General features: G+C 58.4%; 11 protein-coding genes. 5 read left to right on the top strand and 6 right to left on the bottom strand.

The genetic code is table 11. The annotated features are described in order from the left end of the window. Positions 1-34: 34 nt before the first annotated feature. Positions 35-5122, bottom strand: coding sequence for a leucine-rich repeat domain-containing protein (locus JJN09_RS04205; RefSeq protein ID WP_249485866.1), 5088 nt, complete (start codon positions 5120-5122; stop codon positions 35-37). 171 nt (positions 5123-5293) lie between these two features. Between JJN09_RS04205 and JJN09_RS04200 the strand changes: the two genes are divergently transcribed. Next, the gene (locus JJN09_RS04200; RefSeq protein WP_096819961.1) at positions 5294-5512 is read left to right on the top strand and encodes a DUF2970 domain-containing protein; all 219 of its coding nucleotides are present in this window, start codon (positions 5294-5296) and stop codon (positions 5510-5512) included. Between the two features lie 6 nt (positions 5513-5518). On the opposite strand, the gene JJN09_RS04195 is transcribed toward JJN09_RS04200, so the two are convergent. Beyond that, complete coding sequence (locus tag JJN09_RS04195; protein WP_249485863.1) at positions 5519-6592, bottom strand: ABC transporter substrate-binding protein; 1074 nt, start codon at positions 6590-6592, stop codon at positions 5519-5521. Positions 6593-7117: 525 nt separating this feature from the next. Here JJN09_RS04195 and JJN09_RS04190 point away from each other — a divergent pair. Beyond that, complete coding sequence (locus JJN09_RS04190) at positions 7118-8776, top strand: nitrite/sulfite reductase (RefSeq protein ID WP_249485861.1); 1659 nt, start codon at positions 7118-7120, stop codon at positions 8774-8776. Then, positions 8760-9254: a DUF934 domain-containing protein gene (locus JJN09_RS04185; RefSeq protein ID WP_096819964.1), complete on the top strand. Its 495-nt coding sequence runs from the start codon at positions 8760-8762 to the stop codon at positions 9252-9254. The genes JJN09_RS04190 and JJN09_RS04185 overlap by 17 nt, the downstream gene beginning before the upstream one ends. Before the next feature lie 53 nt (positions 9255-9307). Here JJN09_RS04185 and JJN09_RS04180 read toward each other — a convergent pair whose 3' ends face one another. From JJN09_RS04180 to sohB, 3 genes are all read right to left on the bottom strand, one after another. After that, positions 9308-14185, bottom strand: coding sequence for a DUF6543 domain-containing protein (locus JJN09_RS04180; RefSeq protein ID WP_249485858.1), 4878 nt, complete (start codon positions 14183-14185; stop codon positions 9308-9310). Positions 14186-14390: 205 nt separating this feature from the next. Beyond that, positions 14391-19190: an NEL-type E3 ubiquitin ligase domain-containing protein gene (locus JJN09_RS04175; RefSeq protein WP_249485857.1), complete on the bottom strand. Its 4800-nt coding sequence runs from the start codon at positions 19188-19190 to the stop codon at positions 14391-14393. A gap of 193 nt (positions 19191-19383) precedes the next feature. Further along, positions 19384-20406, bottom strand: coding sequence for a protease SohB (gene sohB, locus JJN09_RS04170; protein WP_249485855.1), 1023 nt, complete (start codon positions 20404-20406; stop codon positions 19384-19386). A gap of 207 nt (positions 20407-20613) precedes the next feature. On the opposite strand from sohB, the gene JJN09_RS04165 reads away from it, so the two are divergent. Next, a complete protein-coding gene (locus JJN09_RS04165) occupies positions 20614-21324 on the top strand; it encodes a histidine phosphatase family protein (protein WP_249485853.1) in 711 nt (236 codons plus the stop codon). Positions 21325-21372: 48 nt separating this feature from the next. Beyond that, positions 21373-21690 carry an SCP2 sterol-binding domain-containing protein gene (locus JJN09_RS04160; RefSeq protein ID WP_085730743.1) on the top strand — a complete coding sequence of 106 codons (318 nt, stop codon included), beginning with the start codon at positions 21373-21375 and terminating at the stop codon, positions 21688-21690. A 52-nt stretch (positions 21691-21742) separates the two neighbouring features. Here the strand turns inward: JJN09_RS04160 and JJN09_RS04155 are convergent, their stop codons facing one another. Then, positions 21743-23326 (bottom strand): ABC transporter ATP-binding protein, encoded by a 1584-nt coding sequence (locus JJN09_RS04155; RefSeq protein ID WP_249485851.1) that lies wholly within the window; start codon positions 23324-23326, stop codon positions 21743-21745.

Genomic DNA, 23326 nt, shown 5'->3' with positions numbered 1-23326 from the left:
CGTGAGCCGACACAAGGGCACAGACGCAGCACTTCTAGCGATCGGATTCGCTGCTGGACGAATCACCTAACTCATCCCACCGGCTGTCGGCGATCCATTTCTCCAGCACCTCCCGCGAGATTCCCAACACCCTTTCACCGCGGACCCTGTTCAGGTGTGCCCTCAACCTCATAAGGCTATCGGACGACAGAGAGCGCCACGTACCGGACATGTGTGTCCCGGCCAGCAACCGATCATGGTTCCCGTCAAAAGCCTCGACGGGAATGTCCCTGATCGGATTGCCTGTCAGATTCAAGGTTGCGAGACGCTCGGCCTGTAGCACACCGTCGGGCCATCGCCGCAGGTCGTTGCCATTCAAGTGAAGTACCTCCAGTGAATCGCCGACAGGCCCTTCGAACTGTTTCATACCGTTGAAGCTCAGCTCCAGCCTTCGCAAAGCCGGCAAACCCCGCAACGCCGCGCCGTTGAATGCCCTCACGCGGTTGTAGTTCAACTTCAGCCATTTCAGTTGCGGCAGACGACCCAAATCCTGAGCGAGCGCTGAAAAGTCGTCGAATCGGTTACCCGACAATCCCAGGCTCTCCATCCGCTCCATGGCGGTAACGGCCTGCGGCAGTTGGTGAAAATCGTTGATACCCAGATCCAGCGAGCGCAACTCGGTGAATGCCGAGAGAAATCCATGAACATCAGCGCCGTTCAATCCCAGCCCCCTCAAGCTCAGCTCCCGCACGTGGGCGAACTCAGGCGACAGCCGGGGCAAAGCTCCCAATCCGGCGATGTTGACCAGATCCAGGATCTGAGCGGCGTGGCCAGTTTCATGCATCCGACCCTTTTTCCAGCACTCGATGATTTTCAGCGCGGCGTCACGCCGCGCTTCAGAAGAGGTCCAGCGTCCGCCGAAAAGTGCACTCCCCGTTCGACGTGAAAAAATCCAGCCGTTCAATTGTCGAGTTACCGCTTCACCGCCGGGCAGCTCCGTCGGCAAAGGCAACAAGCGGCTCGCGAGCAACGTGCCGTTTTCGAATATTCGCGTGTCGGGCTCAGGAACGTCCTCCAGGGCAAACCGCGCCAAAGCCCCTTCTGGCAGATTCAAGACCACTTCGCATCGTTGCTGAGCCGTTTGCAGTTGCAGTCGACTGTCAGCGGTCAGAGGCGCGTCCGTCAGGTTGGTATTGAGCATCAGGTCGTCACGGGCCAGCGCGGCGGCGGGCAAAGTGGAAATCCCGGTTTCACGCAAATCCAGCCAGTTCAATTTGCGCAGGCTCTCGGCACCCTGCGGCCACGTCTGAAGCCGTGTGCCTTTCAGAATCAGTTTTTCCAGGCGCACCATCGCGGACACATCGAGCCGGTACAACGGGTTGTCGCGCAGGTCGAGTTCAAGCAGCCGACCGGCGTTTTCAGGTGCAATCGGATTGACGATCAATCGATTTTCACTGAGGTCGAGGTACTGCAGATCGGGAAAGTTGCGCAGCAGCCTGCGCATTTGCAGGTCGGTGGAGCCCGGTGATCGCAGACGCAAGGTGGTGACATGGGACAGATCCGCCGACAGCTCGGGCAACGGCTCAGCACTGACCAGCTCGAGCGTACGATAAGCAGGATGGTCTTGGGCGACAGGCTTTTTTCGCCAACTCTCTTTCAGGCTGACCGCGACCCTGTTTCTCTGATGAAGATCTGCTCCCGCGCTGACCCACTCCTCCAGCGTTTGCTCGAGCTGCAGCCATTCACTTCGCAGCGATTCGAACGACTGAAGAATGTCTGCATCGCTTTTTCCGGCGCTCATCAGTTCCAGCAAAATGCTGTTCGCTCTGGACATTTTGAGTTCGGGATAGAGGTGCAACAACCGAACCATCAAGGCCGGGTTGACACCCGCTGTACCGATCGCCCCTTCACCACTGGCGTAGTACCCCAACCGTCGCGCATTGATCCGCTCCGGCGGCTTGAACACTCGACCGCCCTGGCCTTCGGGAGCCATGATTGCCGCGATGTCACTCACGTGATCCTTGGCGTACTGAACAATTGCACGCTGAAGCCCGGCACTGTGCGCGACCCCGAGTGCCTGTCGAGTCTCATGGGGAATGGCCTGCATCACCGACGAATAAAAGTTGTTCCCTGACAAAGGCACATCATTGAGCGACCGTCCCTGCTCATCGAATGCCTGATAAACCGGGCCCCTCTTGACTACATAATTGCGCAACGCGGCGGTTTCGCTGCCGATACTGTCGAGCCTCCGTCCCGCGATGCTCCCCTCGCGTACTTCCAGACGCACTTCATCGGTCCAGCCCGGCAACCGGCTCAGCGTGTGCAAGGCCAGGCGCCGCGTGTCCGCCGGCATCATGTGTTCCATGTGCAATCCCGCCAGAGCCCGGGTCAAACGTCCTCGCTGTGCATGCCAGCGTGCCTCGTCGAGCATCTTGCGCGGCACCCGCCCGGTGGCGTGCAGCGAAGCCAGATCACCTGCATCGGCGTGATTGAGAATATCCTGCGCGGCGAAATCACTGAGGCCCGGAGATACCCTCTGCAATGTGTCGACCCAATGATCCAGAGTCTCGGTATCCCGATAGAGGCTTTCGAACAACGCTGGGCGACGAGTCTGGGCGTAAGCGGCAATCTGGTCTCTGAACGCCTGAGGTCGCCATGGCCGATTTTTTGCGACTGCCTCGCCGAGCATTGCATTGATTTCTGACTCGTCGAGCGCCTCCAGGACTCGCGCCGGCAACCCGCCACTCAGGATGTCGGACCGGGTCATGCGGATGGGCGCTTTGTACGGAGTATCCGGCCTGACCCGCTCAGACCCGTATTTGACGGAGGTTCCTGGCAGATGTGAAGCATCGAAGACCTCCAGAGTCCGCCCCGCCGGCCAGCCCGGCAGCTCGGCGATCAACGGCATGATGTAGAGATAACGGTGATCGATGGCATGTCCGGTCTCAAGCTGTTCGATGACTTGCGCAACGTTGCGGTCGGTGTCGAACAAGTGCAACGCTTCGGCCAGCTCCGGCGGCGGAGGCAGATTATCCATATGCATCTTGCGTAACGCGTTGTCGCTGACACCGCTGATATCGGCGATCTTCAGCAGTTCTGCGTCGGAGCAAGTATCGGAGACGTGCCCCATGCGCCGCAGCAGCGTGAGGCGGTTCCACGTCAGCGGGTTCTCCAGGCTATGGCGCCAGGCACCGGCACCGTTATGTGACAATACCGGCTGGTAGGCCTGTGGATCGTCAGGGTGACGGATGCGCCAGCGCTTGAGTGTCCTGTCGTAATACTGTTCGTAGACCTTGCCCGCCAATCGAATGTAATACTTGCCCTGCCACTCATATTGCCCACGGGCATCGGGCATGACATCGGGATCGAAGGCAACCGCGCGCTCATAGCCATTCAGATCGGCCTTGCACAAACGGGTTTCACCGTCGGCTCGCGTCACCGGATGCAAATCTTCGATGGCCGGCACGGCGTCCACCGGTCGTACCCTGGCTAATCCCTTTGCGACACCGGCCGTCAGCCCGAGCAACGCCAGATTCTGCGCAACATCCACCAGGTGCTCCTTGGCCGCATGCCGATCCCCATCGGCCCAATCGGCTATGCCTTCGATGGATTCCTCCAGCAACTGGCAGGCCATGATCCCCATCATCCCTTCGCCCAGCACCGGTATCAGCATCGACACCGTGTTCAGCGCGAACATGCCAATGGACAGTAACTTTGAAAGCATCGTCTTGCGCGCCGCGGCGTCGACATCCGCCGCAGGCACGGCGTAATGGCGCGCATCTTCGATCATTTGCTCGCAATGACGCGTGAACAGGTAATCCCACGGGTCGATATTGTCATCCCAGAAGCCAAGCCCCTTGAACGGCATGTTGACCGGAGCAAGAAACGGATCCCCCTCGGGTTCCTGGTTGATTTTCGGTGCCGCAGGTACGTTATCGACCAAGGTATTGGGCAAGGGGCTCATGCCATTGATCCATGCATTGACCCGGGCAAGCCAGGAAGCAGACTTGTTTTTGAACCTGGCATCCGAAGCGTCACGGGTGAACTGGCTGAAGTAATACGGGCGGTCTGCATAGGCCATAAAACGGCTGAAAAACCGTTGATAAACCGTCGGTCTGCCATCTTCGGCTGACGCGCCGTCGCGAGCGGTGAAGCGCTGCTTGAACATGGGCTCCACCTCGTCAGCCCTGTAACGTTTCAACGGGTGGTGAGGGTCGTCGGGGATATAAAGAATCTGGTGCTCGGGAATTTCGTGCCGCATGCCGATCGCCAGCCACAGGCAACCGGTCAGACGCCTTCTCATCAGGCTCAGCTCGCAAAACCATAGGCGCCGGTTACCCTGGCGAGGTTGAAGCGCTCCCGCGATGATCGCCAGGATCGAGGTGTAGTCCACAGGCTCGATATCCTTTCGCAACAACGCCTGTTCGGCGGCTGCCCGCAGGGCGGTCTTGCGGGCAGCGATGAACTGCTCGCGAAGAAGCTGTTGCGCTTCGGGACTGCGGGCATACAGAAAGTCCTTCAAGTAGCGCTGATATTGCCCGCCAATGTCCAGCGCCCGACATGCGCTCATGAATCGCGATACCGTCATTGCCGGGCGGATGTGCTCCAGGAGGCCCGGCTCCTGTGACTTGATGAGGAAACCCGACAGCTCATGAAACGCACCGGCCTCACACTCAGACGCCTCGAAATTATGCAGTGCAGCCTGCAGCAACGACATTTTCGAGAATTCGAACTGGCCAATTTCCGTTGACCGTATGCCGGCCCGTATCGACTGAATCAACTGCAGGAAGGTGTTATCGACGTCCAGTTCGACGTTGAACCGCTCCTTCAACAAGCCCGTCAACAGCGGTTTGGCGAAGGTGTGGATGTCGTGCAAACCGGCCAGGGTTTTGTCCAGGCGCGTCTGGGCACGAAAACTCTCCACGTAGCTGTCGTGCACGTGTTTGCGTTGCTGTTTTGAGGCTTTTCGATACCAGTCCGGCAGTGCGCCCCCCGTCCGTTTCATGGCTTGCCGGCGTTGTGAGGTGGCCTCCGTCAGCCAGTCGGGAATGGACTGTTCCAGTAAAGCTGCGTGGATACTCCGGGTAATGTGCCGGTGTTCGGTTCGGGCCGTCGTCGCATCCGGCGGAGAAACTTCAGACATGGGTTCGCTCCTGTAAATAGGCGCGTCAGAACACCATGTGCGAAGAATCGGCTTGCGGTAGATAGTTACCAGAAGACGAAGTGATGCATTACCAGGCTTTTCGGCCCGCGCCCCTGCTCATGTCGCAGGATTGACTATGCTCAATGGGCCTACTTCAAGACGGGGGGATATATGGACGATCCAGTCGACAACAAGCCACCAACCTTCTGGCAGATGCTGCAAAGCGTCATGGCGGCGGCGTTCGGTGTGCAGAGCGGCAAGAACCGGGCCAGGGATTTCACTCACGGCAAGCCCAGCCACTTCATCTTCCTTGGCATTGCGTTCACGGCTGTTTTTGCCCTGACGCTGTTTGGCATCGTTCAGCTGGTGGTGCACCTGGCGGGTGCCTGAGCGGCGTCAATGCATCAGGGTTTGCAGGTTGAACGGATAGCGGTATGAAGCCGGACGGCCCTTCGCCGACAGTTTGCGAAAGTGCACGCCGTAGTCCGGCGAAGCGCCCATTGCCAGCATTCGACGGGCATGATCTCTGTCGATAAGTTGCAGCAACGGAATCTGCCGGTCACGACCGCCATACTGATTCAGATCGACGCCTTGTGCATGATCATGCAGCTCGACCAGCGCCCAGCCGCCCAGAGTGAAGTGCCCACCGAGCAACGCGCTCAGCCGGCCGTCCACCATGGCCTGCAAGGCCTCGGGCGAGGTATTGACCGCGCTGAACAGAACATCTTTACCCGGCACCTTGCCGGTCTCTGAAACGGCTCGCATTGCGCCGAAAGCCATTTCGTCGTTGGCCGCCCACACCAATGACACTTTTGGATATCGAACCAACAATTGCTTCGCCTGCTCGTAGGCTCGTTGTTGCGTCCAGCCGCCGTAGACCAGTTGCCGCAAACGTACCTGAGGATGCTCGGCCAGCGCTCGCTGCATGCCCTTTTCGCGCAGCTGTGCCGAGGGCGTGATCTTCAGGCCGGAAAAAGCCAGCAGATCGATGCTTTCACCGGGCGCCACGGCTGGATGCAGGCGAATCAGCTCCTTCATCATCAGATAGCCCCCCTCCTCGTCGTTGGGCACCAGGCTGCCGATGCGATCGGCGCGCTCCGCTACCAGCGCCTGCTGGTTGGGCGTCAGTGCCGAATTGACGATAAAGAGCTTCACGCCACTGTCATTGGCCATGCGCAGAATCTGCGGCGCGACGTACTGTTCATTGACGAACACCAGATAGTCCGGGCGATCAGGCCCCTGTAACGCCAATCGCGCCTGCGCCAGAGTCAATTCGGGCTGGCGTTGGGCATAGAGGATGCGCAGGTCGATCCCCAGATCCCGGGCGGCAGCCTGCATGAATTGCGAGTAACTGACCCAGAACGCTTCCTCGGTCGAGCCCGGGTTCAGGAACAGCACGGACTCCGCCCGCGCATTGGTCCCGAAGGCCATGCCCAGCAAAAGCAGACTGATATGGAGAAACTTGAACATGAAGCATCCGGGCCCGGGGAAAAATGGCCGCGCATTATAGCCATTCAATCGCCGGCCATTAGCGCCTGATCCCGCTTTTTGTCCGACAATCGTCGGAGGCGGGCCCGGAGGGGTCGTTTTACTGATGACTGACCCAGAACACCGCCGTTCCAACGACCAGAATGATCAGAAACAGAATGGCCCACGCATCGACACTGCTATCGCTTTTCCTTGCCTTGGTTGGGTTGCTCATTGCATCGCCTCTTGTCGGTTTTATCGGTGATTGCAGAAAGACTCGACCACAGTTAAGACGATGATTGTCCGCACGACAAATGTGGGTTAGTTGACAGTGATTCTCGTTAGGCGATTTGGTTCTTTCCATATACTCAAACATCACTTTTGCGCATAACTGCAAACGGGTATATTGCCCCGGCTCCGTTAGGGAGCGCGCGGCCGTGCGCGCAGAATTGCAGAGGCACCATCGGACTCCAGCAAGCGAAAACGCAGCGTTTTCCGAGTAGCCCAAAGCCTGAGAACAGGACTTATATGTACGTATACGACGAGTACGATCAGCGGATCATCGAGGACCGCGTCAAGCAGTTCCGTGATCAGACCCGACGCTATCTGGCAGGTGAGCTGAGCGAAGAAGAATTCCGCCCCCTGCGCCTGCAAAATGGCCTCTACATCCAGCGTTTCGCGCCGATGTTGCGAGTGGCGGTGCCCTACGGCCAACTGACTTCGCGTCAGATGCGCATGATGGCGAAAATTGCCCGTGACTTCGACAAGGGCTACGCCCACATCAGTACCCGTCAGAACGTACAGTTCAACTGGCCGGCGCTGGAAGACATTCCGGACATCCTTGCGGAACTGGCCACCGTGCAGATGCACGCGATCCAGACCAGCGGCAACTGCCTGCGCAACGTCACCACCGACCAGTTCGCCGGTGTTGCGTTCGACGAGTTGATCGATCCGCGTCCGTGGTGCGAAATCGTTCGTCAGTGGACCACGTTCCACCCGGAATTCGCCTACCTGCCACGCAAATTCAAGATCGCCGTCAACGGTTCAACTTCCGACCGCGCGGCCATCGAAGTCCACGACATCGGCCTTGAGCCGGTCCATAACGCCGCTGGCGAACTTGGCTTCCGCGTGCTGGTCGGCGGTGGCCTGGGTCGTACCCCGGTGGTTGGCGCCTTCATCAACGAGTTCCTGCCGTGGCAGGACCTGCTGAGCTACCTCGACGCGATCCTGCGGGTCTACAACCGCTACGGCCGTCGTGACAACAAATACAAGGCGCGGATCAAAATCCTCGTCAAGGCGCTGACTCCAGAAGTCTTCGCCCAGAAAGTCGATGCCGAGATGGAACACCTGCGCGGCGGCCAGACAACCCTGACCGAAGCCGAACTGCATCGCGTCGCCAAACACTTCGTCGACCCGGACTACAAGGCGCTGAGCAATCAAGACGCCGAACTGGCCGCCCTCGACAAGGAACACCCGGGTTTTGCCCGCTGGCGCACCCGCAATACCCTGGCGCACAAGAAGCCGGGCTATGTAGCCGTAACTCTGTCGCTGAAGCCGACCGGCGTTGCACCGGGCGACATCACCGACAAGCAGCTCGACGCTGTCGCCGATCTGGCCGACCGCTACAGCTTCGGTCAACTGCGTACATCCCACGAGCAGAACATCATTCTGGCCGACGTCGAGCAGAGCCAGTTGTTCACCCTGTGGGGCGAGCTGCGTGAAGGTGGCTTCGCCACCCCGAACATCGGCCTGCTGACCGACATCATCTGCTGCCCTGGCGGTGATTTCTGCTCCCTGGCCAACGCCAAGTCGATCCCGATTGCCGAATCGATCCAGCGCCGCTTCGACGACCTGGACTACCTGTTCGACATCGGTGAACTGGACCTGAACATCTCCGGCTGCATGAACGCCTGCGGTCACCACCACGTCGGCCACATCGGCATCCTCGGGGTGGACAAGAAAGGTGAGGAGTTCTACCAGGTCTCCCTCGGCGGCAGCGCCAGCCGTGATGCCAGCCTGGGCAAGATCCTCGGCCCGTCCTTCGCCCAGGACGCCATGCCGGATGTGATCTCCAAGCTGATCGACGTGTACGTGGAGCAACGTACCGAAGACGAGCGCTTCATCGACACCTACCAGCGTATTGGCATCGACCTCTTCAAGGAACGCGTCTATGCAGCGAATCATTAAGAACAACGAGGTCGTCGACGAAACCTGGCACCTGCTGCCCAAGGATTTCAACATCGACGAGATCAGCAACTGCGACGACCTGATCGTCCCGCTGCAGCTGTGGCGTGAACACAGCCGCATGCTCAAGGCCCGCGATGGCGGTCTGGGTGTGTGGCTGGATGCTGACGAAGAAGCCGAGGAAATCGGTGACGACGTGAATGAGTTCCAGGTGATTGCCCTGAACTTCCCGGCGTTCACCGACGGTCGCAACTATTCCAACGCCCGCTTGCTGCGCGACCGCTACGGTTTCAAAGGCGAACTGCGGGCGATTGGCGACGTGCTGCGCGACCAGCTGTTCTATATGCGCCGTTGCGGTTTCGATGCCTTTGCCCTGCGCGCGGACAAAGACCCGTACGACGCACTGGAAAGCCTCAAGGACTTCTCGGTGACCTATCAGGCCGCCACTGACGAACCGCTGCCGCTGTTCCGTCGTCGTTGATCCGACACCCTGGACCCGGAAATCCGGGTCCAGGTTCCTCATCTGCCGTTCTCTCAACCCGATTGACGGGGTGTTGGCGCCGGGCCCGGCAACGGTAGCCCCGGATGACGCGCCAGTGCCTGCCCGGTCAGGGTCTTGCGCAACTGCGCCCGCTCATTCCTGAAGTTCTCGACAATGGCCGCCAGCCTCTGGGTCGCCTCCGCGCGGGGCAATTCGGTTTGCGCATCCAGCGCAGACATGGCCTGTGCAGTGCGCTCAACAATCACATCGAACTGTCCTTGGTAGGTCGTCTCCAGGTATTGCGACCAAAACGCCTGAGCTTCAACCGATTCGAGAAACACTGGCGAATGCTCGGCCCTGACCACGGCCTCATAAGCCCGATCCAGCTCCAACGGTGTCAACTCGACGCCCAATACGACATTCATCACCCGCGGCTGTGCCGGCAGATCCAGTCGTTGTGCCAGTCCCACTCGATAGATCAGGCTGAGCTCCAGGGCCTGCTGCCGACTCAGATCCCCTGTCTGGGTGCGACGGCTGATTTCGATCAACGCTTGCCGCTCCACTTCCTGCAAACGAAACAGGCCTCTGAGCAACCTCACCAGTTCGGCTTCAAGCGACCGCACACCGGAGCGGGCCGCATTCATCGCCCGATAACACAGCACCCGGACCTCCATGTCACTGAATAGTCCCGACGCCTCATTGGCACTGACCCGACCGATACGGGCCATGCGGAACAACGCTGTACGCAGTTCCTCGCTTTCGGTGGCTGCCTGCAAAAGGTTCCAGACGCGCTGGGCCATTTCTGTATGCAGACGTGCGTAGTCGGCGGTATCGCGCAATTGATTCAACACGAGGAAAAAATCCCTTGAACTGGGATTGGCATTCAGGGCAATCCAGGCGTCCTGCATCAAGGCAGTCTCAGCGAGCGACAAACCACCCACCCAATTTTCGCCGCCTGCGTCAGCGCGGGGCGGCGTCAACCCTCGGCGGCGGTAATTGGCTGTGAGCACTCCGAGACTGATACCTCGTAATCGCTGGTAGGCTGCAATTGCACTCAGCGTGGACGGTGAAAGCGGATTGCCGTCGACGTTGGTGCCGCGATTGAGCTCGATACGCGCAGCGAACACCGCATCCGGCAGTGTCGCAATCCGGTTGTCACGCAGATCGAGCGACTGCAACTGCGCAAGCTCAGTGACGCCCTCGGGCCATTCGGCGATGCCGGTGGCGCGCAGTGCCAGATGTTGCAACTGCTGCAGAGGAAGGATCGACGGCAAGCGGCCGATCGCCGGGTTGAAACTCAGGTTGAGTGAACGCAAATGCTGCTTGGTGCCCAGCGCTATCAGCGCCTCCGGCGTCAGGTACACCCGGTTGTAGCTCAGGTCCAGATGGGTCAGGCGTTCCATATCGGCAACGGCCTCCGGAACACGGGTCAACTCATTGCCGGCGAGGCTCAATCGTTGCAGATTGGTAAAGTTGCGCAGAAAGTCTTGCAAACCCGCACTGGCGCCAACGTTGTCCATTTCCAGCGTACCGATATGGCTGAAATCACCCACAATCACCGGAAGGTCCCCTAGCGGCTGCCGATCGAACGTCAACTTGTAGAGCATGTGCGAGGACTGTCGGTCGATACCGGACTCCTTGCGCCACGCCCGCAGAATTGCCTGTGTCGCCCGGGCTTTGGTGTGCCTGGGCACCACTTGCAGCGGGCCGTTTTCAACCTGGTAGTGACTCTCGCGATGAACCCAGCGCTCCAAGGTATTGCGCATCGACTCGAACGACTGGCGCCGTGCCTCGAGCGCGCGTAATGCCAGCACTTCATCACCGCCCAGGGTCAGCAGGAAATGTTCGATCTGTGCCGACGAATGCGACGGATACAGCTCTCGGGCACGATGCACCAGCGCTGACGGGCGATTTGCGGTGCCTTGACCCGGTACAGGCTCTGCCAACCACATCGATTGTTCGACCAGTCGATCGGCCAACCCCATCGGCGAGCTGTAACCGGCACGCGGCGCTTCTTTCCCCACCAGGCGAGTCAGCGCCTCGCGTCGCTGTAAGGCGAGCGCGGTGATTTTCTCTCGCAGGGTGACACCACCGTCATCGATTTCAACCCCGAGGGCTTTGCGCGCATGGGCAGGTAAAACCTCCCAGAGCGTCTGAAAAAAATGCGCGCGCGTGCGCACCGGATGACTGGTCAACAGCGTGGCACTGGCATCATTGCCTTCGTAGCGTTCAGGATAGGCATCTATGAACACGCGGTACCGGGCCTCATTCGAACCGACGCTGGACCCCTCCTGCGAATCCACCGCCCACTCCCTGATCTGCACAAACACATCCTTGGGCCAGCCGGGCAACTGACCCAAGGTGTCAAGCACCACAAGATCGGTGTTGAACCCGCTGGCCGCATCCAGGTACAGCCCTTCGTACGCTCGGTTGAGTGCCAAAACCTGCTCATAGCGCCGGGCTTCCTCGGCCAGGCGCAGCGGGACCCTGTCTGCCGCCAGCTCCTGCCATTCACTGCTGTCGGCATTGTGCGCCAACTCTTCGGCGACACTGGCGGGCAGCCCGGGAAAGGCTCTACGCAAGGGCTCGGCCTTGTTCTCGCCTGTCAGGTCGATACGGCGGTAAAGCCTGTCGAACAGGGTCAAGCGAGCATCATCGGCCTTCTCAGTGATCAGCTTGATGAGGCGCGCCAGTTCGCCGGATTGATCCGCTGCGGTCCCGCCCAGCAGTTGCACCCGATCCGCCGCGGTCAAACCGGCCAACAGCGCGGAATGAAACTCCCCCTTGGCCAACTGCTCCTCATTGATCTGCAACAGGCGCGTTACCTGACTGGAGCCGTATCGGGTGACTTCCTTGCCGAGGACATTGGTCACACTCACGGCCCGATCCTGTGGCCAGCGCGTGCTGGAGGTGAGCAGGAACAATTGCAGGTCAGCGTCAGACAGCAGAGCCGACGCAGGATCACCCACCTTTTCGATAAACGTTGCTACGGCACTGTCGGCGTGGAATCGCCTGACCGTATCGGTCAGAATGGCCATCGGTTTGCGGCGGTCGACGAATAACTGGCGCAACGCCTGCGCGTCGACACCACTGGCGTCCAGAATCTGCCGTGCCCTTGTATCGGACACATCCTCCTTGCGATAACCCAGCCGACGAAACAGAGTCAGCACTTCCCAGTCATGGGGTAATTCGGAATCGTGACGCCAGGCGCCGGCCCCGTTGGTTTCGAGTTCCGGCGAGTAGCGTCCCGAAAGCCTCGGTGGCTGGATTTCCCACAATTCGGTGTCCAGCCTGGGCCGCACGACAAACTGTTCGGCCCCCATCGACAGGTAACCGTGGTTGTCGCGCCAGATCAACCCTCGACCATCGGCTCGAACCCCAGGGGGGATCACCCGATGATCGCGGTAGGCCGACAGTTCGGGTTTCCACAATCGCATCCCCCCTGATGCAAGCGAGACTTCACGCAGTTTCAGCACAACACCCGACGCCTTCACGACTCTATAGGCACCGCTGACGACCGTGGCCGCCCCTGCTGTTGCGGCCATGAGAATCAGGTTTTCGAGGGTATCGAACAGATAATCCGTGGCTTGCTCCTGCTCGCCCTTTGCCCAACTGGAGATGCCTTCATACACCGTACCCAGCAACTGCAAGCCAGCCATGGCAAACATGACCTCTCCAACTACCGGCACGAAAGAGGCAAAGAACAGAAGCACGTTGAGACCGATGGACTCGTACTGCTCCAGCCTGGCCAGGCGACTTTTCTCATCCTCGTCATCTGTCGGCACGACCAGCAGGCGCGCATCGGCACGCACATGTGCCGCCTGCAGCCTGAACATGGCGGCGAACAGATCACTGCTCACGTCTGCATCCAGATCGAACCCGAAAAGCCGGACATAGAGTGTCTCCAGTGGCAATGTCGACGGTCTGACAGACAACTCGTCATTGAGCGCCGACAGAAATCCGGGGCGATCCTTCAATGCAATGAAGCGCAGGAAGAACTTGAGGTAATCCGGATTCCTCAAACGCCGACTCAACTCCATCTCGAAACGTGTGAACGATTCATACTCCTTGAGCGGATGTTCCGGATCCCCCGGCACGAACACTACACATCGATAGTCCTCATCGTCATGTTCCGTGACCGGGCCGATGAACATCGGGCCATACACTTTGAAACCAAGCATTTCCAGGCGCTGATAACCCAACGTGTTGTTGGCGAGCCTGATCGTCGGCTCAGCCTTACTGACCGAGGCCAACATCTCATGTACTTCAACACTGACAAAACCGCGCATACAAGCAACATGCCGTTCAACATCAAAGTTGTCTCTGGAAAATGCCACTGCCTTGCCGCGGAGGGTTCCGGACTGATCCTCTCCACCAAAGACGTCACTCACATGACGTTGATACTTCTCACCCAGGTCGAGTGTGCGACAAAGTTGAGCAAACTCGTGCGGCTTAATCGGCAAAATCTTGTTGCTATGCCCGGTTATTTTCTCAGGAATATAAATCAGCGAACGTTCGTGATCATTCTCTGCAACGGTCTCGCTGGCTTCAAAGTTGTCACAGGCCGCGGTCAACAGGTCTTGAGCGATCGGCAACACCAGCTTCTTTCTAAGGCCATGCAGACTCGAGGTGTAGCGTATGTGTTGGAAGATCACGCCTTCGACCTGAAGCGGCTCGCCCAGTTTTCCGGCCATGGCTTCAGCCAGAAGCGGTGCGCAGAACTGCTCCGGCGATTTGAACTTGTTCAATTCAGCGTTGACCTCGTTTCGGCTGTGAAAGCTGGCTTTCAGGCTTTCATACAAAGCGACGCGAAGTTCATCTGAAGACTGAAGCGCCCATGAAGGAACTTGATTTTTCAGAAGCTCAAAGAAAACACCTTGTTGAGCAGGCGTCATTATTGAGCGACCGACAGAACTTGTTTTTGCTTCCATGCAAATACTTCCAGATTAAATAAGAGCCTCCAGCTTAAATTCCGAAGCTGCCTGAAAACAGCGCGATTAATCGATAAAAAATCAACAACAAGCGCAACATTTTAAAACTTTAAAACAGATAATTACCGCACTTCGCGAGCCACATCCTGTAAGGGATCCATCAGGTGACAATCGCCAGCAGGATCCTCGCTCAATGATTTGCCTCTCAGGCACGCGCCGCCGGATATCTGGCCAGCGCTTCGCTCGTCAAGCGATTGCGCAAGGCCTGAAGCTCGTTTCGGTAGTTTTCCAGGATCGCCGACATCTGCTGCGAAGCCGCTGCGCGGGGCAATTCGACTTGTGCCTCAAGTCGAGCCATTGACTCAGTGTTGCGCTCCAGAATGGGGGCAAACGCTTCAGGGTAAGTGCTCGCCAAATACTCCGACCAGAATACCCGTTCACTGATCGACGCTTTCAACGCATCGGTCTGCTCCGCGTCCAGAACGTTCTGATAGACCCGTTCGATCTCTTCGGTATTGACCTCGATGTTCAGGGTCAAGGCTTCGATCTCAGACTGTGCAGGCAGGCCCAGTCGTTGCGCCAGGCGCGCCCGATAGAGCAGGCTCAGTTCCTTTGTTTGCTGACGACTGAAAGCGCCATTGCGGGCACGCTTCGCCGCCTCCAGCGACGCCAGGCGGTCCAGCTCCTGCAAACGGAACAACCCGCGCAAAAGACCGATCAACTCGCCTTCGAGTGTGCGATCGCCGGTGCGAGCGGCCACGAGGGCACGCTGACACAGCACTCTGACTTCCAGGTCATTGAACAAATGGACTGGATCGTCGTTGCTGATCCGGCCAAGCCTCGCCCGGCGAAACAACGAACGTCGCAGTGAATCATCGTCGCCGGCTGCCTCCAGCACGTCCCAGACCCGACGCGTCAGGACGGTGTGAAGCCGATTGAAATCAGCGGTAGCGCGCAGCTGGGCCAACAGTTCAAAGAAATCCCTGGACGTTGGATAGGACCACAACGCCGACCAGAGTGCCTGCCGATGAAGGGTTTGTCCGGCATTGACCCCGACGACCCAACTGGCCGCAAGCCCCTCGAGCGACCAGGGGGCAGAGGTCAAGGGTTGATAGTCGACCACCGTCACCCCAAGATTAATGTCGGTCGATGCCTGATAATTTGCGATGGCCTGCAGGCTTGAAGACGACAGCGGATTGCCATCGATACTGATGCCGCGATTGAGCGCCTTGCTTGCCTCGAACACCGACGGCGGCAGCTCTTCGATGAGATTGTCACGCAGATCAAGCGTCTCCATTGCAGACAATTCGCTGACCTCGTGCGGCCATTGCGAAATGCCGCTGCCACGCAACGCGAGATGGCGTAAACGGTGTAGCCCCTGCAACGAGGGCATCCGACCAAGTTGGGGATTGAAGCTTAGATTGAGCATCTGCAACTGCACATTGCTGTTGAGCACCTCAGCGGTCCGGGCTGTCAGCTGAATCTGGTTATTGCTCAAATCCAGACGAATCAGCCGGGGCATGTCTGCCACGGCTGGCGGAATCCGCATCAGATGATTGCCGCCGAGGCTCAAGGTGTACAAGTTGGTGAAATTGCGCAGAAAGGTATTGAGCCCGGCGCTGGTTCCCACCTTGTCCATCTCTAGCATGCCGACATGGCCGAAGCGCCCGACGATGATCGGCAACTCGCCCAGTGGCTGTGCATCGAACTTCAGGCTGTAAAGCAATTGCGATCCACCCAAGGTAAAACCGGACTCGCGTCGCCAGGCCTTCAGGATCGCCTGGGACGCGCGCGCCTTGCTGCGCGCCGGCACCTTGAGCCGAGGCCCGTCCCCTTCCTGGTAGTGGGTTTCGCGATAGATCCATTGCTCCAGAGTGTTGCGAATTTTCTGGAACTCCTGGCGCAAACTTTCCAGCATCCGCAGGGCCCGTACTTCGTCGGAGGCCAGCGTCATCAGAAACCGATCGATCTGTACCGACGAGTGAGTGGGATAGAGTTCCCGGGCGCGCTGGCGAAGCGCTGGTGAACGTGACAATACCGGGCGCGAATGCGGGAGTACCAGCCAGGTGGAGCGCTCGATGATGCGATCGGCCAGACCCATGGGTGATCGGTAACCGGTACGCATCGCTTCGACGCCGATCGCCTTTGCAAGAACATCTCGTCGCTGTAGTGCCAGGTCGGTGATTTTCTGCCTCAAAGCAGCTCCCGCGTCTTTCGGCTCCACGCCCAGGCTCTTGCGCGTTTTCAGCGGAAGGCTTTCCCAAAGCGTCCTGAAGAACAGCTCACGCGTACGTCTGGATTGCATGGAAAGAACACGGTCATTTTCATCGAGCGCCTTGTAACCGTCCGTGTATGCATCGATGAAGATATTGTGTGGCGCGTCGTCCGGGCCGATGGCAGGTTTGTGTTCGGAATACACCGCCCAGTCGACGATTTTGATGGAGACATCCTGCGGCCATCCTGGCAGTTGAGCGAGGGTATCGAGCACCAGCAGATCAGTATCGGTGCCACTCGCAGCGTCCAGATACAAACCTTCAAAGGCGCGGTTCAAACGAATCACCTGTCCGTACCGCCGCGCCTCTTCGGCCAGGCGCAAGGGCACCCTGCCCGCCTCCAGCTCCTGCCACTCACCGGCATCGGCATTCTCGGCCAGTTCGTCGATGACACTGGCGGGCAAATCGGCGAACGTTTCACGCAGTGGTGTGGCGGCCTCTTGCGTCAAGGCATCCACTCGACGATAGAGGCGCTCGAACAAGTGCAAGCGATTCTGTTCTGCATGATTGGCCATCGACATGCTCAGCAGTGAAGCCTGGACGGCGGGATCGATTGATGCAGAGTTGAGCAGGGTCGAGCGTTCTTGACTGTTCAATGCATCGAGCAGAACGGGATAAAACGCTTGTTGCTCCAGTTGCTGCTGGGTAAGTCTGACTTTCCGGACAGCCGCCGCCTCGCCATAAGAGGAAACCTCGCGTCCGGTAATGCTGGTCACGACAACGCCGACGTCCCGGGGCCAGCGATCCATCGATGTCAGCAGGTACAGCTGCAGATCAGGGTCGGTTCCCGCAGCAGACTCGGGTGTGTAAAGTTTCTCGATGAAATTCCCGACATCCGCGTCGACACGAAAGCGACGCGCAGTATCCGTCAGGGTTGCCATGGGTTTACTTCGGTCCAGATACAGCTGGCGGAGGGCCTGTTCTTCGATGTTGCTGGCGGCCAGTATCTGCAGCGCCTGGGTATCCGATACTTCTTCTTCGAGGTAGCCCAGCCGCCGAAACAGGGTCATCAGACTCCAGTCTTCCGGCAACTCGGCGTCATGACGCCAGGCCCCTGCGCCATTGGTTTCGAGCACCGGTGGGTAGCGCCGTAACGTCTCGGGAAACTGGATCTCCCACAAACCCGTCCCATCCATTGGTTTTACCGCATAAATATCAGTACCGATGGGCAAATACTGGCTGTCGCGCGCACTCATCAGCCCTAGTTTGTCGACACGCCTGTTCCCGGGTGTCACCGGCTGCTGGCGATAAGCCGAAATGTCGGGCTTCCAAAGACGCGTGACGCCGCTCGCCACCGGCACCACGCGCAATCGCTGAACGAAGTCCGACGTAGTAACAGCCCTGTACGTCCCTGCCACGCCGCTGCCAGCAGCCGCCATTGCCGTCATCAGAATCAGATTTTCGAGGGTATCGAACAAATACTCGGTCGCCTGTTCCTGCTCGCCCTTGAGCCAACTGTCGATACCGTCGAACACCTCCTTGAGCAATTGAAAACCCGCTACCGCCAGCATCACTTCCCCGACCACCGGCACGAACGACAGGGCATACGCGAACAGGTTCAGGCCGACGGTCTTGTAGGTCTCTAGCCTGGCCAGACGCGACTTTTCATCCTCGTCATCGGTCGGCACCACCAGCAAGCGTGTATCGGCCCGAACTTGTGCCGCAAGCTGCTGAAACATTGCCTGGAACATGTCTTCTTTGAGATCGAAGCGAGTGATCGAGATGTAGCTGGTGACCGAAGGAAAATGCGACGCTTTTCTGTGCAGCGATCTGGTGTCCAGGGCCTTGAGAAAATCAACGCGTTCACCCAGGCCAATAAAGTGCAGGAATCCTTCGCGATATTCCGTGGTGTGCAACCGGTTGCTCAATTGCAGTTCAAAATCGCTGAAGGTGGCGTATTGCATTAATGGACTGAAGGGATCGCCCGGCAAGTACACCACACAACGTTCATCATTCGACGCTTGCCCGAAAGGCCAGATCATCACCGGGCCATTGAGTTTGGCGCTGAACACCTCAAGACGCTGGAACGAGGTCTTTTCGCTCTTCACCTTCAAAATCGAGTACACATCAGCGCTGACGTGCTTTTTCAGGAAAGCGATATGCAGATCGACCTCGAACCGATCTTTCAAATACGCCAGATAACTGTCCTGCAAGCTTCCTTTGCGTGTGCCCACGCCAAACAACGAGGAGACATGAACCTGATATTGTTTGCCCAAATCCAGCCGACGGCAGAGTGCTGCAAACTCGTGGGGCTTTATCGCCAAGACCTTGTTGGCACTTCCAGTGACTTGCTCAGGCACATAGATCAAAGCGCGTTCGTGATAATTGCCCGGGAAGGTTTCATGGAATTCAAAATTCTCGCAGGCTGCCGCCAACAGGTCTCGAGCGATCGGCAGGATCAGTTTCTGGCGCAGTCCGAACAAGCTCGAGGTCGAACGAATATGCTGAAAAATCACGCCCTGCACCTGCAAAGGCTCGCCCAACTGATCGGACATGGCCTTTTCCAACAAAGGTGAGCTAAACGCTTCGGGAGACTGGAAAGTGCGCAGACCTGCGAGCGCAGCTTCGCGGGAACGGTAACTGGCGATCAGGCTTTTATAGAGAACCGCGCGAACTTCAGCGGTTGATTGAAGCAACCAGCCAGGCAACTGTTTTTTTACAAGATCGAAGAACACCCCTTGTTGCGCGGGCGTCATTTCAGGCGGGGTAAAGCGACTCGTTTCTACATCCATGTTTAACGACTCTGAAGCGGATAGAACTACCCAGCTTAAAGTCGCAACTTGTCGTTAAAAAGCGTGAAAACCTGATCAGTGGGCGGGTTCAGGAACCAGATTCAGGTTCTATCCAATACATGGATACCGCACCTAATGCACATGGATGGAGCAAGGCCTGTTGCCACGCAGGCAACAAGCCTCACTCGGCCATTTACCAGAAACGCTGTTGGGTCAAACGGCTCCACCAACTCAACAGCACACGGTCAACCGAACCGCTGGCGGCCATTCCGATTCGCTCCTGCAGGCTTTTACGCTCGGCATAGTGCAGGTGATAGACCTCGGTCTGTTTGGCGCGCTCGGCCAGGTATTCGTCACTGGTCTTGAGTTCGTCCACCAGCTGTTTTTCCAGTGCGGCGATCCCTAACCAGACTTCACCGGTGGCCACATCGTCAATGGCCAGTTGCGGGCGGTAGCGGGCGACGAAGTTCTTGAACAGCCGATGGGTGATATCCAGGTCTTCCTGGAATTTTTCCCGTCCCTTTTCGGTGTTTTCTCCAAACACGGTCAATGTTCGCTTGTATTCGCCAGCGGTCAGCACTTCGAAATCGATATCATGCTTTTTCAGCAGGCGGTTGACGTTGGGCAACTGCGCCACCACGCCAATTGAACCAAGAATGGCAAAGGGTGCACTGATGATCTTCTCGCCGATGCACGCCATCATGTAGCCGCCGCTGGCCGCAACCTTGTCGATGCACACGGTCAATGGCACGCCGGCTTCACGGATGCGCGCCAGCTGCGAAGAGGCCAGGCCATAGCTGTGAACCATGCCGCCACCGCTTTCCAGGCGCAGGACCACTTCGTCTTTCGGTGTGGCCAGAGTCAGCAGTGCGGTAATCTCGTGACGCAGACTTTCGGTGGCCGAGGCCTTGATGTCACCGTCGAAATCCAGCACGAACACTCGCGGTTTGCTTTCAGGATTCTTCTTCTGTTTTTTCTCGGATTTGGCCTGGCCCTTGCGCAAGGCCTTCAACTGATCCTTGTCGAGCAAGGTCTGCTCCAGGCGCTCACGCAGGCCTTTATAGAAATCGTTGAGCTTGCTGACCTGCAACTGGCCTGCGGATTTGCGCCGGCCTTTACTGCGCAATGCAGCAAAACTCGCCAGCACCACCAGAATGGCGATGACCAGCGTCACGGTCTTGGCCAGGAAACTGGCGTATTCAGTCAAAAACTCCACAGTGACTCCTTCAAACGATGCGCCGTTGTGAAACGTGCGCGGGAATTGGCTCCAGCATACCCATGCACTGCCTCGTCGGCCAGCCGTGAAACCTCTGGAAACAGGCCTGTAACGGGCATTTCAAACAAGCGTATGTTTTTTCATTGACAGCTCTCCGCCATCCCCATAACCTCGCCACAACCTTCAACGTACCGGGATGACGCGGACGTGGGCAGCATCTACTTGATTCGACATGGCCAGGCCTCCTTTGGTGCAGACGACTATGACGTCCTGTCACCGACCGGTGTGCGCCAGGCAGAGATCCTCGGCCGCCACCTCGCCGACCTCGGCATCAGCTTCGATCGCTGCCTGTCGGGCGACCTGCGCCGTCAGCAACACACGGCCAACAGCGCGCTGGAACAGTTCGACGCCGTCGGCCTGCCGGTCCCTGCTCTGGAAACCGACTCGGCCTTCAACGAGTTCGACGCCGACGCCGTGATCCGCGCCCTGCTCCCGGCCATGCTGCCCGAAGAACCCGAGGCGCTGGAAATCCTGCGCAACGCCGCACAAAACCGTGGCGAGTTCCAGCGCATCTTCGCCCTGATCATCGAACGCTGGCTCGCCGGCACCTACGACACGCCGGGGCTGGAAAGCTGGCTGGGTTTTGTCGAACGGGTCCAGGCCGGGCTCAACCGTATTCTCGATCAGGCTGACAACACCCAGAAAATCGCGGTCTTCACCTCGGGTGGCACCATTACCGCGCTATTGCACCTGATAACCCAAATGCCTGCACGGCAGGCCTTTGAACTGAACTGGCAAATCGTCAACACCTCGCTCAACCAGCTGAAGTTCCGCGGTCGCGAGGTGGCTCTGGCTTCCTTCAACAGTCATGCACACCTGCAACTGTTGAAGGCCCCGGAACTCATCACTTTTCGCTGAGTCCGGATTACTGTGACCCTGCTGCAATCAACCAAAAAGGATCGAATCATGACCTCCGTAGCTGATGCCGTAAAAGCAATGCAAGCCAAGTTCAACCCAGCCGCTGCTGCCGGTCTGGATCTGATCTTCGGTTTCAACATCACTGACGAAGACAAGCACTACGCCCTGATCGTCAAAGACGGCACTTGCGACATCCAGGAAGGCGAAAACGCCGACGCCAACTGCACACTGGTGCTGGACAGCGAAACCCTGAAAGGCATCGTCAGCGGCGAAACCGACGGCATGCAAGCCTTCATGGGCGGCAAGCTGCGCGTTGAAGGCGACATGATGCTGTCGATGAAACTGTCCGAGCTGTTCCCGGCGTAAGTCGGCAGCCAGATTGCAAGCAAATCCCGCCCCTGTGGCGGGATTTGTCGTTTCAGGCGCTCGAACCGGCAAACGAAGCCGCCAGCAGCTCTCGCGTATAAGGGTGTTTCGCCGAGCTGAACAACTCGCCCGTTTCCCCTCGTTCCACTACCTCGCCATCCTTCATCACGATCAGGTCGTGGGCCAGTGCCCGCACTACCGCCAGGTCATGGCTGATGAACAGATACGTCAGACCGTGTTCCTCCTGTAACCGGCGCAACAGCGCAACGATCTGTTTCTGTACGGTGCGATCCAGCGCCGAGGTCGGCTCATCCAACAGAATCAGATCCGGCTTGACCACCAACGCCCGGGCGATGGCGATGCGCTGCCGCTGCCCACCCGAGAACTCGTGCGGATAACGATGGCGCGTCGCCGGATCGAGTCCGACTTCCTTCAACACATCGATCACGGCCTGCTCGCGCTCAAGTGCATTCAAGTCACTGTGCACCTGCAAACCCTCGGCGATGATCTGTTCAACGCATAACCGAGGACTGAGACTGCCGAACGGATCCTGAAACACCACTTGCAGGCGCTTACGCAGCGGCCTCAGGTGTTTGCCGCTCAGTTGTTCCAGTGCTTTGCCCGCGAAGCGGATGCTGCCTTGCGCCTCGATCAGCCGCAAAATCGCCTGACCGAGGGTGGATTTGCCCGAGCCGGACTCGCCGACGATGCCCAGGGTTTTGCCCCGTTGCAGATTCAAATCGATACGGTTGACCGCGTGCAGATACGACTTGGATCGCAGCCAACCGCCGCCCAACCGGAAGCGAACATTGAGATCGCGCACTTCCAGCAGATCCTCCGCGACATCCCGGCACAGCGCCGCACCGCCGGGTTCAGCATTGAGCAATTCAATGCTGTAAGGATGCTGCGGCGCCTGGAACAATTGCTCGCAAGTCGCCTGCTCGACAATCTCGCCAGCACGCATCACCGCTACACGCTGAGCGATGGTGCGCACCAGATTCAAGTCATGGCTGATGATCAGCAACGCCATGCCCAGCCGCTGTTGCAGCTCTTTGAGCAACAGCAGGATCTTGCGCTGCACAGTGACATCGAGGGCGGTGGTCGGCTCGTCAGCGATCAACAATTGCGGCTCGCACGCCAGCGCCATCGCGATCATCACCCGTTGCCGTTGCCCGCCGGAGAGCTGATGCGGATAAGCCTTCAGACGCTCACTTGGACGCTGAATCCCCACCAGCTCCATCAGCTCCAGAATCCGCTTGCGTGCTGCCGCGCCCGCCAGACCTTTGTGCAGCGCCAGACTTTCGCCGAGTTGTCGCTCGATGCTGTGCAACGGGTTGAGCGAACTCATCGGCTCCTGAAAAATCATCGCAATGCGGTTGCCGCGCAATTGCCGCAAATAACGTTCATGGACGCCCAGCAACTCTTCGCCGCCATAACGAATGCTGCCGTCAATTCGAGTGATGGCCGGGTCCAACAGTTGCAGGATGCTGTGGGCCGTCACCGATTTGCCGGAGCCGGATTCCCCCACCAACGCAAGGCATTCACCCGGACAGATGTCGAGGTCAATGCCGTGGACCACTTCCTGGCCTTTGAAGGCGACCCGCAGGTCGCGTATTTCGATCAAGTGTTCACGCAT

The organism is Pseudomonas sp. HS6, from assembly GCF_023375815.1.
Lineage (GTDB): Bacteria > Pseudomonadota > Gammaproteobacteria > Pseudomonadales > Pseudomonadaceae > Aquipseudomonas.
Note: the sequence above shows the minus strand (reverse complement) of the source record. Positions and strands in the feature narration are given on the sequence as shown.

What these genes read in the sequence shown, in the direction of transcription:
- JJN09_RS04195 (WP_249485863.1), bottom strand. Translation starts at nt 6,592, where the DNA reads ATGTTCAAGTTTCTCCATATCAGTCTGCTTTTGCTGGGCATGGCCTTC.
- JJN09_RS04180 (WP_249485858.1), bottom strand. Translation starts at nt 14,185, where the DNA reads ATGGAAGCAAAAACAAGTTCTGTCGGTCGCTCAATAATGACGCCTGCT.
- JJN09_RS04155 (WP_249485851.1), bottom strand. Translation starts at nt 23,326, where the DNA reads ATGCGTGAACACTTGATCGAAATACGCGACCTGCGGGTCGCCTTCAAA.
- JJN09_RS04175 (WP_249485857.1), bottom strand. Translation starts at nt 19,190, where the DNA reads ATGGATGTAGAAACGAGTCGCTTTACCCCGCCTGAAATGACGCCCGCG.
- JJN09_RS04205 (WP_249485866.1), bottom strand. Translation starts at nt 5,122, where the DNA reads ATGTCTGAAGTTTCTCCGCCGGATGCGACGACGGCCCGAACCGAACAC.
- JJN09_RS04160 (WP_085730743.1), top strand. Translation starts at nt 21,373, where the DNA reads ATGACCTCCGTAGCTGATGCCGTAAAAGCAATGCAAGCCAAGTTCAAC.
- JJN09_RS04190 (WP_249485861.1), top strand. Translation starts at nt 7,118, where the DNA reads ATGTACGTATACGACGAGTACGATCAGCGGATCATCGAGGACCGCGTC.
- JJN09_RS04200 (WP_096819961.1), top strand. Translation starts at nt 5,294, where the DNA reads ATGGACGATCCAGTCGACAACAAGCCACCAACCTTCTGGCAGATGCTG.
- JJN09_RS04185 (WP_096819964.1), top strand. Translation starts at nt 8,760, where the DNA reads ATGCAGCGAATCATTAAGAACAACGAGGTCGTCGACGAAACCTGGCAC.